Genomic DNA, 16,717 nt, shown 5'->3' on the forward strand with positions numbered 1-16,717 from the left:
CCGGAAGGGGCCGGCCGCGCGCGGGGACGCTCAGGCGCCCTGCCCGGTGGGGCGGACGGACCTGACGAAGGCGTCTCCCCGCCACCGCCACTCGACGCTCTCGCGCTGATCGGGGCAGCAGGACGGTACGCCGGGCGACGAGTAGCCGACCAGGGTCGCCGATACGGTTCCGCCCACCACGGCGAGGTCCTCGACGTTCGTCCTCCGAGCGGGGTCCACCAGGGTCGCCACGATCCTGGGGGTGGCCCCGCTTCCGTGCGTCAGGACGTAGACGCCCTCCGGAGGCGTACCCGATCCGGCGTCGCAGCGGACCACGGCGACGGTCTCGGGACTGCCGTCCCCGTCGAGATCGCCGGAGGCCCGCCGGGCGACGGTGGTCGGAACTCCGCCGCACCTGATCGGGTAGGGGACAGCGTCGGCGTCCGGCGCCGGGGCGGACGCAGACTCCGCCGCGGCCGCGGACGGGGCGTTCCTCGCGGTGGCGCTGTGGGGCTGGAGCAGTCCGGCACCGGCGATCACCGCGGCCATCGCGGCCGCGGTGGCGGCCCAGTGGATCGCCCCGCTGCCGGTGTGCGCGAGGTCCGGGAGCTCGGAGGTCTGCACGCGGGGTGTCTCCTGTGGTTCCTGTGAAGCCGGGTGAAGAGCCCCGGACGGCCGGACGGGCGGTGCCGTCGGTGCCCTGCGGCGGTCGGTGGGGTGGCCAGCATCGTGCCACACCTCACGGTGTGCCGGGAACGGGGGGTGGCCGCCGTGCCCGCGGCGAACGCGGAGCGCGCGACGAAAGGGCGCCGCCGCCGAGTTCCCGGGTCGGTCCGGGAACTCGGCGGCGGCGCCGGTACGTTGCGCGGGGTCAGCCGCGGGAGGAGGAACCGCTCTGGCTGCCGGGGCCGTCGTAGTCGTCCCCGTACGCGCCCTTGGCGGGGCGGCGGCGGCGCAGCGGCGCCTCGACGCCGTCCGCGAGGCGGCGGGCGGTGACCAGGAAGCCGGTGTGGCCGATCATGCGGTGGTCCGGGCGGACCGCGAGACCTTCGACGTGCCAGTTGCGGATCATCGATTCCCAGGGCTGCGGCTCGGCGAAGCAGCCGATCTCGCGGATGGACTCGACGGTCCGGGCGAGCTGGGTCGTGGTCGCGACGTAGGCGCAGAGGATGCCGCCGGGCACGAGTGCCTTGGAGACGGCTTCGAGGCATTCCCAGGGGGCCAGCATGTCCAGGATGACGCGGTCGACGTCGGTGTCCGAGAGGTTGTCCTGGAGGTCGCCGACGGTCAGCTGCCAGGCGGGGTGCGGGCCGCCGAAGTAGCGTTCGACGTTCTGCTGGGCGATCTCGGCGAAGTCTTCGCGGCGTTCGTAGGAGTGCAGCATGCCCTGGTCGCCGATGGCGCGCAGCAGGAAGGTGCTGAGCGAGCCGGAGCCGACACCGGCCTCGACGACGCGGGCGCCGGGGAAGATGTCGCCGAAGGCCAGGATCTGCCCCGCGTCCTTGGGGTAGACCACGGCGGCGCCGCGGGGCATGGACAGGACATAGTCGGGGAGCAGGGGGCGCAGCGCGAGGTAGGCGACGTTTCCCGTGGTACGGACAACACTGCCCTCGGGAGCACCGATCAGCTCGTCGTGCGGGAAAGAACCCTTGTGGGTGTGGAAGTTCTTTCCGGCTTCGAGCGTGAAGGTGTAGTGGCGTCCCTTGGGGTCGGTGAGCTGGACCTGGTCCCCGACCTTGAAGGGGCCGCGTCTACGGGCGGCGCCGGTCGGTTCGGACATGTGACCAGCGTACCGGTATTTCCCGGGCCCCCGACCGCCTGTCCGGCGCCGCCCGCCCGGTCAGGCGCCGGGCCGGGCCATGGCCGCGACGAAGGCGCGTTCGACGTCGACGGTGGAGAGCACTCCGTAGATCTGACCGGTCTCCTCGACGACCAGGTACTCGGTGGCCGGGGTGGCCTTGAGCCGGTCGAGGAGGGCTTCGCCGGAGAGTTCGGCCGGGACCGTCATGCCGTCGGTGAGGTCCTGGGCGAGGCCGCTGACCGCGACCCAGGGGCGGCGGTGTTCGGGGACGCCGACGATGGCGGCCTCGCGGACGACCGCCTTGGGGGCGCCGTCGCCGTCGACGACGACGAGGGCGCGGGCGCCCGCCTCGTTGGCGCGGCGCAGGGCCTCGGAGAGCGGGGTGGCGGCCTCGACGGGGACCGCGCGCCGGGTGAGGGCGCGGGCGCGGAGGTCGGGGAGGTGTTCGCGCAGCCGGGCCATGCGCAGGCTGTTGCCCGCGCCGGTCCAGATGATGGCGCAGAGGATCGCGGCGAGCAGCGCGTCGGTGACCGTGTCCATGCCGCTGACCTCGTCCGCGCGGTTGCCCAGGGCGCCGGTGTGGGTGAGGAGCGGCAGGCCGATGAGCACGCTGACGGCGAGGGCACGGCCGACCCAGGCGGCCGCGACGGTGCCGCTCATGGGCTTGCCGGTGATCTTCCAGACGACGGCGCGCAGCATCCGGCCGCCGTCGAGCGGGAGGCCCGGGAGCAGATTGAAGACGGCGACGATCAGGTTGGAGATCATCAGGCCGGCGAGGAGCACACCCGGGACGGTGCCGGGCTCGACGAACCGCATGCCCAGGTAGAAGAGGCCGGCGAGCACGAGGGAGAGGAGCGGTCCGACGAAGGCGAGTACGAACTCGCGGCCGGGGGTCTCGGACTCCTTCTCGATCTCGGAGACGCCGCCGAAGAACTGGAGCTGGATGCGGCGCACCGGGAGGTGGTAGCGGAGCGCGACCACGGTGTGCGCGAGTTCGTGGACGAGCACGGAGGCGTAGAACGCGATCGCGAAGAAGAGCGAGACCAGGTAGCGGGCGGCGCCGAGCTGGGGCAGGACGCGGTCGAGCTGACCGCCGAAGACCCAGGTGATGAGGGCGGCCACGAGGAACCAGCTGGGCGCGACGTACACGGGCACGCCGAAGGGGCGGCCCATGAGGAGGCCGCCGCCCGGCTCCCGGGGGCGCCGCGGCGCGTTCTTGCCGGGCGGGGCTCCGGGGTCTTCTCCCCCGCCGCCGGGCTGCGGCCGCCCGCTGTCGCCGCTCTCGTCCACGGGGTCCCTTCGGTCGGTGATGTCCGGCACGATCCTTCCCGATCATGCGGTGCGCGAGGCTCTGCGGTCGATGGTATGCCGACGGCTGTCGGTGGCGGGTCGTAGGGTCTTCGGCATGACCTCCGCGCAGCACCCCTCGTCCCTGTCGCCGTCGCGGGCGAGCGACTTCATGCAGTGCCCTCTGCTGTACCGCTTCCGGGTGATCGACAAGCTGCCCGAGAAGCCCAGCGAGGCTGCTACCCGGGGCACGCTGGTCCATGCGGTGCTGGAGCGGCTCTTCGACGATCCGGCGGTGGAGCGTACGGCTCCGCGGGCCAGGGCGATGGTTCCCGGGCAGTGGGACCGGCTGCTGGGGTCGAGGCCGGAGCTGGCGGAGCTGTTCGCAGGGGAGGACGGGGGCGAGCGGCTCTCGCGCTGGCTGACGGAGGCGGAGGGTCTGGTGGAGCGGTGGTTCTCGCTGGAGGACCCGACGCGCCTGGAGCCCGCCGAGCGTGAGCTGTTCGTGGAGACGGAGCTGGACTCGGGGCTGCGGCTGCGGGGGGTGATCGACCGGATCGATGTGGCGCCCTCGGGCGAGGTCCGGATCGTGGACTACAAGACGGGCAAGGCCCCGCGTCCGCAGTACGCGGAGGGCGCGCTGTTCCAGATGAAGTTCTACGCCCTGGTGATCTGGCGGCTGAAGGGTGTCGTGCCGCGCCGTCTCCAGCTGGTCTATCTGGGCAGCGGGGACGTGCTGACCTACGACCCGGTGGTGTCGGACCTGCGGCGGGTGGAGCGCAAGCTGCTCGCGCTGTGGGACGCGATCCGGGAGGCGACGGCGACGGGCGAGTGGCGGCCCCGGCCGACGAAGCTGTGCGGCTGGTGCGACCACCGGGCCGTCTGCCCGGAGTTCGGTGGCACGCCTCCGGTCTATCCGCTGCCGGTACGGGCGGCGGAACCGGCGCCGGACGTCCAGGGCAGAATGGGTCCGGTCCAGGCCGAGGCCGGTCGGCCCGCGGCCCTCGAACGGCCCTGAGGAGAACCCGTGGCGATTCGCGTCCTGCTGGTCGACGACCAACCGCTGCTGCGCACCGGCTTCCGGATGATCCTGGAGGCGGAGGGTGATCTGGCGGTGGTCGGTGAGGCCGGCGACGGCCTGCAGGCCATCGACCAGGTGCGGGCGTTGCAGCCCGACGTGGTGCTGATGGACATCAGGATGCCGCGGATGGACGGTGTCGAGGCCACGCGTCAGATCACCGGTCCCGGCCGGGACGGTCCGGCGAAGGTCCTGGTGCTGACGACGTTCGACCTCGACGAGTACGTGGTGGAGGCGTTGCGGGCGGGGGCCAGCGGCTTCCTGCTGAAGGACGCCCCGGCCCATGAGCTGGTGCAGGCCATCCGGGTGGTGGCGGGCGGCGAGGCGATGCTCGCGCCGAGCATCACCCGGCGGCTGCTCGACAAGTACGCCGATCACCTGCCGTCCGGCGAGGAGCCGGTGCCGAACACCCTCCACACGCTGACGGACCGCGAGGTCGAGGTGCTGAAGCTGGTGGCGCGCGGTCTGTCGAACGCGGAGATCGCGGCGGACCTGTTCGTCAGCGAGACGACGGTGAAGACGCATGTCGGGCATGTGCTGACGAAGCTGGGACTGCGGGACCGGGTGCAGGCCGCCGTCTACGCGTACGAGAGCGGTCTGGTGCGCCCCGGCGCCCAGTGACCGCGCCCGTCCCGCGTACCGGCCGCCCTCCCCTCCTCAGGAGGCGTTGCGTGCGAGCTCCCAGAGCAGCAGGTCCGCGGAGGAGTTGACGGCCCACTCGACGCCGCTGAGTTCGTTCCGGGAGGCCACGTACTGCTTCCCCTGCCAGATCGGCAGGAAGGGCACGTCGTTGGCGACGAGGTCCTGGAGTTTCTGGAAGGTCTTCCCGGCGGCGGCGCGGTCGGCCTGGCGGCGGGATTCCGGGATGAGGTACGTCTGCGCCTCGGTGGAGGTGTAGGGGGAGTTGAGGAAGTTGTCCTTGTCGAGGAACGGTGCCGTGTAGTTGTCCGGGTCCGGGAAGTCCGGGAACCAGCCCATGCCGTACACGGCGTAGTCGCCGCGCCGCTGGGCGGGCCGGTGGACGGACCACGGGGCGCCCTCGATGTCGACGGCGAAGAGTCCGGTGTCGTTGAGCTGCTTCCGCAGCACCTTGAACTCCTCGGCGGCGGCCGGCCCGTAGTGGTCGGTCGCGTAGTGCATGGTGAAGCGGACCGGGGTCTTGACGCCCGCGGCCTTCAGTGTCGCGGCGGCCTTGGTGGCACTGGGCTCACCGTAGATGTTGAAGAACGAGTTGGTGTGTCCGGTGATGCTGGACGGGATGAGCGAGTACAGCGGCTCGACGGTGGTGCCGTAGACGTCGGCCGCTATCTGCCCCCGGTCGACGATCTCGGCCATCGCCCGGCGGACGGCCTTGTTCTTCACGGCCGGGTCGTTGGTGTTGAAGGCGAGATAGCTGATGGCGAGGCCGGGCATCTCGGTGAGCTTCAGGCCCTCCTGCGGCTTGGCCAGCATCTTCTGGGCCCGCTCGGGCGACATGGTGCGGGTCATCATGTCGATCTCTTTCGCGTCGAGCGCCTTGCCCATCGCGGCGGCGTCGGGGAAGAGCCGCAGTTCGACCTTGTCGTTCCGGATCTTCAGATCACCCTTGTAGCCGGGATTCCTGGTGAAAGTGATCTTGACGACCTTGTTGTTCCTGACTTCCGGTTTCATGGTGTACGGGCCGGAGCCGTCGACCTGGAAGCCGTTGCGCAAGGATTTCTCGTCATAGCTGCCGGACGGGACGATTCCTGCTGCCGGGGTGGCGAGTTTGTAGGGGAAAGTCGCGTCCGGGGTGCGCAGATGAAAGACGATCTCGCGCTCGCCCTTGGTCTCCATGGTGTCGATGTTGGCGAGAAGACCGACGGGCCCGTTGTCGGACTTGATGTCGAGAACCCGCTCGATGGAGTACTTGACGTCATCGGCGGTGATCGGTTTCCCGTCGGAGAACTTCAGTCCGCCGCGCAATTTGCAGCGGTAGCTCTCGTTCTCCGTATCGGTGAAGAGACAGCTCTCGGCGGCCTCGGGCACCGGCTCACCGCCCCCGCGCGGTACGTGGGTCAGCGTCTGGACGGTCTGCCGGAGGATGTTCCAGGTGCCCGCGTCGTAGCCGAACGCGGGGTCCAGCGGCGCCGGGGAATCCTTGCCGGCGACGACCTGGTCCGTGGTCCCGACGACGATGACGTCGCCGCCGCCACCGCCGCCCCCCGGCCCGCCGCAGGCGGCGAGCACGGGAGCGAGCAGGCCCACCACGACCGGCAGCGCCAGCGTCTTGCGGTTCATCTGGTCGTTCTCCCTCTTCCGGTACCGGGAAAACGAGGTTAAGGGGGAATACCGAATTGCCGGACGGCCGATCCGGCATGCGCAATCACCGGTTGAACACACATGGCGGCGTACCGCTTTCGCGGGCCGCTCAGCTTTCGTACACAGCTCCATCAATCGGGACACTTGGGCGCTCACAGTGCGGTGGCAAGCCGAAGGTGAGCGGGCGGAACGACAAGCCGGGTGAGCAAGCTCACATGTGAATCGATTGATCATTTTTGACATGCACACGCCTTGACGCTGTCGCATGTGACGACATCAGGTGCGCACCCGTCAATTTTTTCGCCATTTATTCACAGAACCGCTTCGAATGGCCGAATCAATGCGTTCTGGTGACCAGTCCCCGCAGAAATGCCAGGTCCACTTCTTCCAGGGATTCCACGATCCGTCGACCGGGCGCGGGGGCGATGGGCGCGACGGACGGTACGGCGACCACCCGGCAGCCCGCGGCCTCGGCCGCCGCGACACCGGTCGCGGTGTCCTCGATCACCGCGCACCGCCCCGGGTCCACCCCGAAACCGGCCGCGGCGGCGAGATACGGCTCGGGGTGCGGCTTGGTACGGGTGACCTCGTCCCCCGCGACCGTGAGCGCGAAGTGGTCCCGGCCGACCGAGTCCAGTACCCGTTCGATGATGCGCCGGTGCGAGGCGGACACCAGGGCCGTCGGCACCTCGTGCGCCGCGAGTTCGGCGAGCAGCCGCGCGGCGCCCGGCATCAGGGCCACCCCCTGCCCGATGTGCTGCTCGAAGCGGTCGTTGAGCAGGACGGTGAGTTCGGGGAGGGTGATGTCCGCGCCGGTGGCCTCGATGAGATATCCCGCGCTGCGGGTCATCGGCCCGCCGACGACCACCTCCCGCCATTCCTCGTCCAGCCGGTGCCCCAGATCGGCGAAGACCGAGACCTCGGCGTCCCACCAGGAGCCCTCGGTGTCGACCAGGGTGCCGTCCATGTCGAGGAAGACGGCCTGCAGCGTGGCGCCTTCGGCCGTGCGGGTCAAGGACGCGGGGACCGTACTGGTCATCCGGCACACCTCCATGAGGGACGAGAAGGCCGGTCACCCCCGCTTCCCGGGGATTCCCGGGTCGGGGGCGACCGGCCTGCACTGGACCGACCAGTGTACGGCGTGAGCCACTACGGCGCGTCGAACGCGGTCCGACCGCGCGTCGAACACCTGCCCAACGACGCGTCGGACGCCGACGGTGCGGTAGCCCTCACCTCGCGTTGAAGTACTTCGCCTCCGGGTGGTGGATGACGATCGCGTCGGTGGACTGTTCGGGATGGAGCTGGAACTCCTCGGAGAGTTCGACACCGATCCGACCGGGCTGGAGGAGTTCGGCGATCTTCGCGCGGTCCTCCAGGTTCGGGCAGGCGCCGTAGCCGAGGGAGAAGCGCGCGCCCCGGTACTTCAGCGCGAACATGTCCTCGACCTCCGAGGGGTCCTCGCCGCCGAAGCCCAGCTCGCTCCGGATTCGGGCGTGCCAGTACTCGGCGAGGGCTTCCGCGAGCTGCACGGAGAGGCCGTGCAGCTCCAGGTAGTCGCGGTAGGCGTTGGCCTCGAAGAGCTTCGCGGTCTCCGCGCCGATCCTGGAGCCGACGGTGACGACCTGGAGTCCGACCACATCGGTCTCGCCCGACTCCTCCGGGCGGAAGAAGTCCGCGAGGCACAGCCGACGCCCGCGGCGCTGCCGGGGGAAGGTGAACCGGGTGCGCTCGGAGCCGTCCTCGTGCAGCAGGATCAGGTCGTTGCCCTTCGAGACACAGGGGAAGTAACCGTGGACGACGGCGGCTTCCAGCAGGTTCTCGGTGTGGAGCTTGTCGAGCCAGCCGCGCAGCCGGGGCCGTCCCTCGCGCTCGGCCAGTTCCTCGTAGCTGGGCCCGTCGCCGGTACGGGCCTGCTTGAGGCCCCACTGGCCCTTGAACAGCGCGCCCTCGTCCAGCCAGGACGCGTACTCCTTGAGCGGGATGCCCTTGATGACGCGGGTGCCCCAGAACGGCGGCTCGGGGACCGGGTTGTCGAACGGGACGTCGGAACGCGCGTCGTCGTCCGGCTCCTCGACCTCCAGCACCGCGGCGTCCCGCTTGGGGACCCTGCGCTGCTTGAGCTCGGGCAGCTTCGCACCGGGCACGCCGCGCTTGACGCCGATGAGCGCGTCCATCAGGCGCAGGCCCTCGAACGCGTCGCGGGCGTAGCGGACCTCGCCCTCGTAGATCTCGTGGAGGTCCTGCTCGACGTAGGCCCGGGTCAGGGCGGCGCCGCCGAGGATCACCGGGTAGTCGGCGGCCATCTTGCGCTGGTTGAGCTCCTGGAGGTTCTCCTTCATGATCACGGTGGACTTGACCAGGAGGCCGGACATGCCGATGACGTCCGCCCGGTGTTCCTCGGCCGCTTCGAGGATCGCGGAGACGGGCTGCTTGATCCCGAGGTTGACGACGTTGTAGCCGTTGTTGGACAGGATGATGTCGACGAGGTTCTTGCCGATGTCGTGGACGTCGCCGCGCACGGTCGCCAGGACGATGGTGCCCTTGCCTTCCGCGTCGGACTTCTCCATGTGCGGTTCGAGGTGGGCCACGGCGGACTTCATGACCTCGGCGGACTGGAGCACGAACGGCAGCTGCATCTGTCCGGAGCCGAACAGTTCGCCGACGACCTTCATCCCCGCCAGCAGGGTGTCGTTGACGATGGCGAGGGCGGGCCGGGTCTCCAGCGCTTCGTCGAGGTCGGCCTCCAGACCGTTCTTCTCACCGTCGATGATGCGGCGCTGAAGACGCTCGTCCAGCGGGAGGGCGAGCAGTTCGTCGGCCCGGCCCTCCTTCATCGACTTCATGTCGACGCCCTCGAACAGCTCCATCAGCCGCTGGAGGGGGTCGTAGCCCTCGGCGCGGCGGTCGTAGATCAGGTCGAGGGCGACCTTGACCTGATCCTCCTCGAGCCGGGCGATCGGCAGGATCTTCGAGGCGTGCACGATCGCCGAGTCCAGTCCGGCCTTCACGCACTCGTCGAGGAAGACGGAGTTCAGGACGACGCGGGCGGCCGGGTTGAGGCCGAAGGAGATGTTCGACAGACCCAGGGTGGTCTGTACGTCGGGGTGGCGGCGCTTGAGTTCGCGGATCGCCCCGATCGTCGCGATCCCGTCGCCCCGCGACTCCTCCTGACCGGTGCAGATGGTGAAGGTCAGGGTGTCGATGAGGATGTCGGACTCGTGGATGCCCCAGTTGCCCGTCAGATCCGCGATCAGCCGCTCGGCGATGGCGACCTTGTGCTCGACGGTACGGGCCTGGCCCTCCTCGTCGATGGTCAGCGCGATCAGCGCGGCGCCGTGCTCGGCGGCCAGCTGTGTGACCTTGACGAAGCGGGACTCGGGTCCGTCACCGTCCTCGTAGTTCACGGAGTTCAGGACGGCGCGACCGCCCAGCTTCTCCAGTCCGGCCCGCAGGACGGGCAGTTCGGTGGAGTCCAGCACCAGCGGCAGTGTGGACGCGGTGGCGAACCGGCCCGCCAGCTCCTTCATGTCCGCGGCCCCGTCCCGCCCGACGTAGTCGACGCAGAGGTCGAGCATGTGCGCGCCCTCCCGGATCTGGTCGCGCGCCATCTCCACGCAGTCGTCCCAGCGGCCCTCCAGCATGGCCTCGCGGAACTTGCGCGATCCGTTGGCGTTCGTACGCTCACCGATCGCGAGGTACGAGGCGTCCTGCCGGAACGGCACCGTCTGGTACAGCGAGGCGGCGCCCGGCTCCGGGCGGGGCTCACGGGTGGGCGGGACCGCCCCCCGGACCCGCTCGACGACCTGCCGCATGTGCTCGGGCGTCGTGCCGCAGCAGCCGCCGACCAGGGAGAGGCCGTAGTCCTTGACGAACGCCTCCTGGGCGTCGGCCAGCCCCTCGGGACCGAGCGGGAAGTGCGCGCCGTCCTTGGTGAGCACCGGCAGTCCCGCGTTCGGCATGCACAGCAGTGGGATACGGGAGTGCCGGGCGAGGTAGCGCAGGTGCTCGTTCATCTCCGCCGGGCCGGTGGAGCAGTTCAGTCCGACCATGTCGATGCCCAGCGGCTCCAGCGCGGTCAGCGCGGCGCCGATCTCGGACCCGAGCAGCATCGTGCCGGTCGTCTCGAACGCCAGCGAGCACAGCAGCGGCAGGTCGGCGCCCGTGGCCTCCATGGCCCGGCGCGCGCCCAGCACGGCCGCCTTGGTCTGGAGCAGGTCCTGGGTCGTCTCGACGATCAGGGCGTCGGCGCCGCCGGCGATCAGCCCCTCGGCGTTCGCCTGGAAACCGTCGCGCAGCACGGCATACGGGGCGTGTCCCAGCGTCGGCAGCTTCGTACCGGGCCCCATCGAACCCAGCACCCAGCGCTGCTGCCCCGTCGACGCGGTGAACTCGTCCGCCGTCTCGCGGGCGAGCCGGGCGCCGGCCTCGGACAGCTCCCAGGCCCGCTCGGGGATGTCGTACTCGCCCAGGGCCGCGTGGTTCGCGCCGAAGGTGTTCGTCTCGACGCAGTCGACGCCGACCGAGAAGTACTCCTCGTACACCGATCGGACGATGTCGGGGCGGGTGACGTTCAGGACCTCGTTGCAGCCCTCAAGGTTCTGGAAGTCGTCGAGGGTGGGGTCCTGTGCCTGGAGCATCGTGCCCATCGCCCCGTCCGCCACCACCACCCGGGTGGCGAGTGCTTCGCGGAGGTCGGCGATACGGGTCCGGCTGTCTGCGGAAGGGGTAGGCGACGAGGCCATGGATGTGCTCCCTGGGATGCGACGGCTGTCGGCTTCGCGTCTTCGGCGGAAGGCGCACCCCGCCAGAGTAGCCATACACCGCTCGGCCCCGTCACCGTGTCCCACCGGACGGACTGCATGCTGTGCGGGGGGATGCCCGTACCGCCGCGGTGACGCAGACTTCTCGTACGACCGGACACCGGTCGGCATCGACCGATACTGTTCAGCATTGTCGAACCGAGTGGAGGAGTACGGCGCGATGGCCAAGAACATCCAGTCGCTGGAACGGGCCGCGGCGATGCTGCGCCTGCTGGCGGGCGGCGAGCGGCGGCTGGGGCTGTCGGACATCGCCTCTTCCCTGGGCCTGGCCAAGGGCACCGCGCACGGCATCCTGCGCACGCTCCAGCACGAGGGCTTCGTCGAGCAGGACCCCGCGTCGGGCCGCTACCAGCTCGGCGCCGAACTGCTGCGGCTCGGCAACAGCTTCCTGGACGTCCACGAACTGCGGGCGCGAGCCCTCGTGTGGACCGACGACCTGGCCCGCTCCAGCGGCGAGAGCGTCCACCTGGGCGTGCTGCACCAGCACGGCGTCCTGATCGTCCATCACGTCTTCCGGCCCGACGACAGCCGGCAGGTGCTGGAGGTCGGCGCCATGCAGCCGCTGCACTCGTCGGCGCTGGGCAAGGTGCTCTCGGCGTACGACCCGGTGGCGCGCAGCGAGGCCCTGGAGGCGGAGCGGAAGGCGTACACGCCCCGTACCGTCACCGCCCCCGAGGAGTTCGAGTCGCTGCTCGACCTGATCCGGGCGCGCGGCTGGGCGGCCGACGTGGAGGAGACCTGGGAGGGGGTGGCCGCCGTGTCCGCGCCCATCCACGACCGGCGGCGGATGACGGTGGGCGCGGTGGCCGTGACCGGTGCGGTGGAGCGAATCCGCCCGGACGGGGAGCTGCGTCCCGAGCTGATCACCGCGGTACGGGACTGCGCCCGCGCGGTCTCCCGGGACCTGGGCGCCGGCCGCTTCTGAGCGGGCCGCCGCGACCACCCGATCCCTTCGCCCGCCGCGCCGGGCACCTGCGCGTCCGCACCCGTCCGGCTCCCCCGCGCCGCGCGCCCGCCTTCTCCCCCGCCCTGCTTCCCCGTGCCCGCGCGCCCCGCACCCGCCGCGCGCGCCGGACCCGGTGAGCGATGACCATCCCGCGGCCCCTCCCGCGCCGGCACGGCGCGGCCACCGCCGGACGGTTCCCGGGCCGTCCGCCCTCGCTCCTGACGTGCCCGTCGCGGTGTCCGCGACGGGCCGGGCGAGCGGGTCGCGCACCCCGCACCCCTTGACGCCTCTACCTCCGGGAGAAACACTGCCGTTCACCGGTCGGCATTGTCGAACACTTAACGGGAATACGCGTTAGGGTGTGGCAGTGCCAAGGGCCGGTAAAGCCCTTACAGGTGGTTACCCACCTGGGGCGCGGACCACCCGGTGGGCCCGGGTTCCGCCTCCCTCTGGACGAAGGACAAAGGAGTCACGGTGTCCAGCTCCGACATCTTCATCGGCGAGACCATCGGTACCGCCGTACTCATCCTGCTCGGCGCCGGTGTCTGCGCCGCGGTCACCCTGAAGCGTTCGAAGGCACAGAACGCGGGCTGGCTCGCCATCACCTTCGGGTGGGGATTCGCCGTGCTGACCGGCGCCTATCTGGTCGGCGGTGTCTCCGGCGCACACCTCAACCCGGCGGTCACGCTCGGCCTCGCGATCGAGGGCGGCACCGAGTGGGGCGACGTACCCCTGTATCTCGCATCCCAGCTGCTCGGCGCGATGATCGGCGCGGTCCTGGTCTGGCTGGCGTACTACGGACAGTTCCGCGCCCACCTCACCGACCCCGGGATCATCGGCGCCCAGCCCGTCGAGGAGGGCATGGTCGACCAGAGTTCCGCCCCGAAGGCCGGCCCGGTGCTCGGTGTGTTCACCACGGGCCCCGAGATCCGCAACGGCCTCCAGAACGTGGTCACCGAGATCATCGCCACCTTCGTCCTGGTCCTGGCGATCCTCACGCAGGGCCTCAACGACGAGGGCAACGGCCTCGGCGCCCTGGGCGCCCTCGTCACCGCGCTGGTCATCGTCAGCATCGGCCTCTCGCTCGGCGGCCCGACCGGGTACGCGATCAACCCGGTCCGCGACCTCGGGCCCCGTATCGTGCACGCGCTGCTGCCGCTGCCGCACAAGGGCGGTTCCGACTGGGGTTACGCCTGGGTCCCGATCGTCGGACCCCTCATCGGCGGCGCGGCGGCGGGCGGACTGTACAACGTCGCGTTCGCCTGAGCCCACCGACCCGTATCCCTCGCAGACCTCGCCGACCTCGCCGACCTCGCCGAACAGACCCCCGGGAGCACATCGTGACCGACGCACACACCACCGGCCCGTTCATCGCCGCCATCGACCAGGGCACCACCTCCAGCCGCTGCATCGTCTTCGACAAGGACGGCCGGATCGTCTCCGTCGACCAGAAGGAGCACGAGCAGATCCTCCCCAAGCCGGGCTGGGTCGAGCACGACGCGACCGAGATCTGGGAGAACGTACGGGAGGTCGTCGCGGGCGCCGTGCACAAGGCGGGCATCACCTCCGCCGACGTCAAGGCGATCGGCATCACCAACCAGCGCGAGACCACGGTGCTGTGGGACCGGAACACGGGGGAACCCGTCCACAACGCCATCGTCTGGCAGGACACCCGCACCGACGCGCTCTGCCGGGAGCTGGGCCGCAACGTCGGCCAGGACCGCTTCCGCCGCGAGACCGGACTGCCGCTCGCCTCGTACTTCGCGGGACCCAAGATCCGCTGGCTGCTCGACAACGTCGAGGGGCTGCGCGAGCGCGCCGAAGGCGGCGACATCCTCTTCGGCACGATGGACTCCTGGATCATCTGGAACCTGACCGGCGGCGCCGAGGGCGGCGTCCACGTCACTGATGTCACCAACGCCTCGCGCACCCTCCTCATGAACCTCCACGAGATGAAGTGGGACGGGCGCATCCTCAGCTCCATGGGCATCCCGGCGGCGCTGCTGCCGGAGATCCGGTCCTCCTCGGAGGTGTACGGCCCCGCCAAGGGCGGTGTGCTCGACGGCGTACCGGTGGCGTCCGCGCTCGGCGACCAGCAGGCGGCCCTGTTCGGCCAGACCTGCTTCGCGAAGGGCGAGGCGAAGTCCACGTACGGCACCGGCACGTTCATGCTGATCAACACCGGCGAGACGCCCGTCAACTCCTACAACGGCCTGCTGACGACCGTCGGTTACCGCATCGGTGACCAGAAGCCGGTCTTCGCCCTGGAGGGCTCCATCGCCGTCACCGGTTCGCTGGTGCAGTGGATGCGCGACCAGATGGGCCTGATCAAGTCGGCGGCCGAGATCGAGACGCTCGCCTCCTCGGTAGAGGACAACGGCGGCGCGTACTTCGTGCCCGCCTTCTCCGGACTGTTCGCCCCCTACTGGCGCCCCGACGCCCGCGGGGTGATCGCCGGTCTCACCCGGTACGTCACCAAGGCGCACATCGCCCGTGCCGTGCTGGAGGCCACCGCCTGGCAGACCCGTGAGATCAGCGACGCCATGACCAAGGACTCCGGCGTCGAACTGACCGCGCTGAAGGTCGACGGCGGCATGACCTCCAACAACCTGCTGATGCAGACGCTCTCCGACTTCCTGGACGCACCCGTGGTGCGGCCCATGGTCGCCGAGACCACCTGCCTCGGCGCCGCCTACGCCGCCGGCCTGGCCGTGGGCTTCTGGCCGGACACCGACGCGCTGCGCGCCAACTGGCGCCGGGCCGCCGAGTGGACGCCCCGGATGGACGCGGCCACCCGTGACCGCGAGTACAAGAGCTGGCACAAGGCCGTGGAACGTTCCATGGGCTGGCTCGACGACGAGAAGTGACGAGAGCGGACGAGGAGCACCACCATGACCACCCTGCAGAGCGTCCCCGCACTGGGAACGCACCCGGCCTCCGGTTCCCTCCCGGGCCGGGCCGAGACCCGGGACCAGCTCTCCCGCGCGACGTACGACCTCCTGGTGATCGGCGGCGGCATCCTGGGCATCTCCACCGCCTGGCATGCCGCGCAGTCCGGACTGCGGGTGGCGCTGGTGGACGCCGGTGACTTCGCCGGCGCCACCTCGTCCGCCTCCTCCAAGCTCCTCCACGGCGGCCTGCGCTACCTCCAGACGGGCGCCGTGAAGCTGGTCGCGGAGAACCACTTCGAGCGGCGCGCGGTGTCCCGTCAGGTCGCCCCGCACCTGGCCAACCCGCTCACCTTCTACCTGCCGGTCCACAAGGACGGACCGCACGGCGCCGCCAAGCTCGGGGCGGGGGTGTTCGCGTACTCGGCGCTCTCCGCGTTCGGGGACGGGGTCGGCCATGTGATCAGCCCCTCGAAGGCGCGGCGCGCCGTACCGGAACTGCGCACGGACAACCTCAAGGCCGTCGCGGTCTACGGCGACGACCAGATGAACGACGCCCGGATGGCGCTGATGACGGTGCGCGCGGCGGTCGACGCGGGCGCCGCCGTCCTCAACCACGCGGCGGTGACGGGCCTGCGGTTCACCCGGGGCCGGGTCACCGGCGCGGAGCTTCGCGACGGCACGGACGGTACGGAGTTCGGGGTGAACGCCCGGCTGGTGCTCAACGCCACCGGCCCGTGGGTCGACCACCTGCGGAGGATGGAGGACCCGGACGCCGCGCCGTCCGTCCGGCTGTCCAAGGGCGCGCACCTGGTGCTGCGGCGGACCTCTCCGTGGAAGGCCGCGCTGGCCACCCCGATCGACAAGTACCGCATCACGTTCGCCCTGCCGTGGGAGGACATGCTGCTGCTCGGCACGACGGACGAGGAGTACGAGGGCGACCCGGCGGACGTCGCGGTCACCGAGCGGGACACGGCGCAGATCCTGGACGAGGCCGCGTTCTCCGTGCGGGACCAGCAGCTGTCGCGCGATCTGATCACGTACTCCTTCGCGGGTCTGCGGGTCCTGCCCGGCGGCCCCGGCGGCACCTCGAAGGCGAAGCGCGAGACGGTCGTGACGGAGGGCCGGGGCGGGATGCTGTCGGTCGCGGGCGGCAAGTGGACGACGTTCCGCCACATCGGCCGTACGGTGATGAACAAGCTGGCCGCGCTGCCCGGCCATCCGCTCGGCGAGGACATGGAGCCGATCGCGCACCTGCCGAAGAAGCTGCCGCTGCCGGGCATCGCCAACCCCAACGCGGTCGCGCACCGGCTGCTGGTCGACGGCGGCACCCCCGGCCCGCGGATGTCGGCGGACACCGCGAGGCATCTGGCCACCCACTACGGGTCGTTGGCGTTCGACATCGCCCGGCTCGCCAACGAGGACCCGGCGCTGGCCGGGCGCATACATCCGGACGCTCCGGAGATCTGGGCGCAGGTCGCCTACGCACGCGACCACGAGTGGGCCGAGACCGCGGACGACGTGCTGCGCAGGCGGACGACCCTTACCGTCCGGGGCCTGGCGACGGACGCGGTCCGGGCCGGGGTCGAGGACATGCTCGGTGCCGGGCGGAACTGAGCGGGAGGCGCGGGGGCGAGC

The 16,717-nt window shown here is 70.7% G+C and carries 12 protein-coding genes; 6 read left to right on the plus strand and 6 right to left on the minus strand.

The window, feature by feature from the left end; translation table 11 throughout:
* Positions 1 to 30: 30 nt before the first annotated feature.
* The 3 genes from PZB75_RS04095 to PZB75_RS04105 all read right to left on the minus strand — a co-directional run bounded on the left by PZB75_RS04095 (position 31) and on the right by PZB75_RS04105 (position 3,070).
* Positions 31 to 603 (minus strand): hypothetical protein, encoded by a 573-nt coding sequence (locus PZB75_RS04095; protein WP_275533910.1) that lies wholly within the window; start codon positions 601 to 603, stop codon positions 31 to 33.
* Positions 604 to 850: 247 nt separating this feature from the next.
* Entirely contained in the window at positions 851 to 1,759 is a 909-nt protein-coding gene (locus PZB75_RS04100) for a tRNA (adenine-N1)-methyltransferase (RefSeq protein ID WP_275533911.1), read from the minus strand.
* 60 nt (positions 1,760 to 1,819) lie between these two features.
* The gene (locus PZB75_RS04105) at positions 1,820 to 3,070 is read right to left on the minus strand and encodes a site-2 protease family protein (RefSeq protein WP_275538575.1); all 1,251 of its coding nucleotides are present in this window, start codon (positions 3,068 to 3,070) and stop codon (positions 1,820 to 1,822) included.
* A 169-nt stretch (positions 3,071 to 3,239) separates the two neighbouring features.
* On the opposite strand from PZB75_RS04105, the gene PZB75_RS04110 reads away from it, so the two are divergent.
* Together PZB75_RS04110 and PZB75_RS04115 are read left to right on the plus strand one after the other, a co-directional pair.
* Entirely contained in the window at positions 3,240 to 4,085 is an 846-nt protein-coding gene (locus tag PZB75_RS04110) for a PD-(D/E)XK nuclease family protein (protein ID WP_343286273.1), read from the plus strand.
* Positions 4,086 to 4,094: 9 nt separating this feature from the next.
* Positions 4,095 to 4,766: a response regulator transcription factor gene (locus PZB75_RS04115; protein ID WP_275533913.1), complete on the plus strand. Its 672-nt coding sequence runs from the start codon at positions 4,095 to 4,097 to the stop codon at positions 4,764 to 4,766.
* A gap of 36 nt (positions 4,767 to 4,802) precedes the next feature.
* Here PZB75_RS04115 and PZB75_RS04120 read toward each other — a convergent pair whose 3' ends face one another.
* The 3 genes from PZB75_RS04120 to metH all read right to left on the minus strand — a co-directional run bounded on the left by PZB75_RS04120 (position 4,803) and on the right by metH (position 11,167).
* A complete protein-coding gene (locus tag PZB75_RS04120; RefSeq protein WP_275533914.1) occupies positions 4,803 to 6,404 on the minus strand; it encodes an ABC transporter substrate-binding protein in 1,602 nt (533 codons plus the stop codon).
* A gap of 358 nt (positions 6,405 to 6,762) precedes the next feature.
* Entirely contained in the window at positions 6,763 to 7,464 is a 702-nt protein-coding gene (locus tag PZB75_RS04125; protein ID WP_275533915.1) for an HAD family phosphatase, read from the minus strand.
* A gap of 190 nt (positions 7,465 to 7,654) precedes the next feature.
* The gene (gene metH, locus PZB75_RS04130; protein WP_275533916.1) at positions 7,655 to 11,167 is read right to left on the minus strand and encodes a methionine synthase; all 3,513 of its coding nucleotides are present in this window, start codon (positions 11,165 to 11,167) and stop codon (positions 7,655 to 7,657) included.
* Between the two features lie 238 nt (positions 11,168 to 11,405).
* On the opposite strand from metH, the gene PZB75_RS04135 reads away from it, so the two are divergent.
* The 4 genes from PZB75_RS04135 to PZB75_RS04150 all read left to right on the plus strand — a co-directional run bounded on the left by PZB75_RS04135 (position 11,406) and on the right by PZB75_RS04150 (position 16,696).
* Positions 11,406 to 12,170: an IclR family transcriptional regulator gene (locus tag PZB75_RS04135; RefSeq protein ID WP_275538576.1), complete on the plus strand. Its 765-nt coding sequence runs from the start codon at positions 11,406 to 11,408 to the stop codon at positions 12,168 to 12,170.
* A gap of 495 nt (positions 12,171 to 12,665) precedes the next feature.
* Positions 12,666 to 13,457, plus strand: coding sequence for an MIP/aquaporin family protein (locus PZB75_RS04140; protein ID WP_275533917.1), 792 nt, complete (start codon positions 12,666 to 12,668; stop codon positions 13,455 to 13,457).
* A 74-nt stretch (positions 13,458 to 13,531) separates the two neighbouring features.
* A complete protein-coding gene (glpK, locus tag PZB75_RS04145; RefSeq protein WP_275533918.1) occupies positions 13,532 to 15,058 on the plus strand; it encodes a glycerol kinase GlpK in 1,527 nt (508 codons plus the stop codon).
* A 24-nt stretch (positions 15,059 to 15,082) separates the two neighbouring features.
* A complete protein-coding gene (locus PZB75_RS04150; RefSeq protein ID WP_275533919.1) occupies positions 15,083 to 16,696 on the plus strand; it encodes a glycerol-3-phosphate dehydrogenase/oxidase in 1,614 nt (537 codons plus the stop codon).
* Positions 16,697 to 16,717 lie beyond the last annotated feature (21 nt).

The sequence above is a fragment of the Streptomyces sp. AM 4-1-1 genome (assembly GCF_029167625.1).
Classification (GTDB): domain Bacteria; phylum Actinomycetota; class Actinomycetes; order Streptomycetales; family Streptomycetaceae; genus Streptomyces.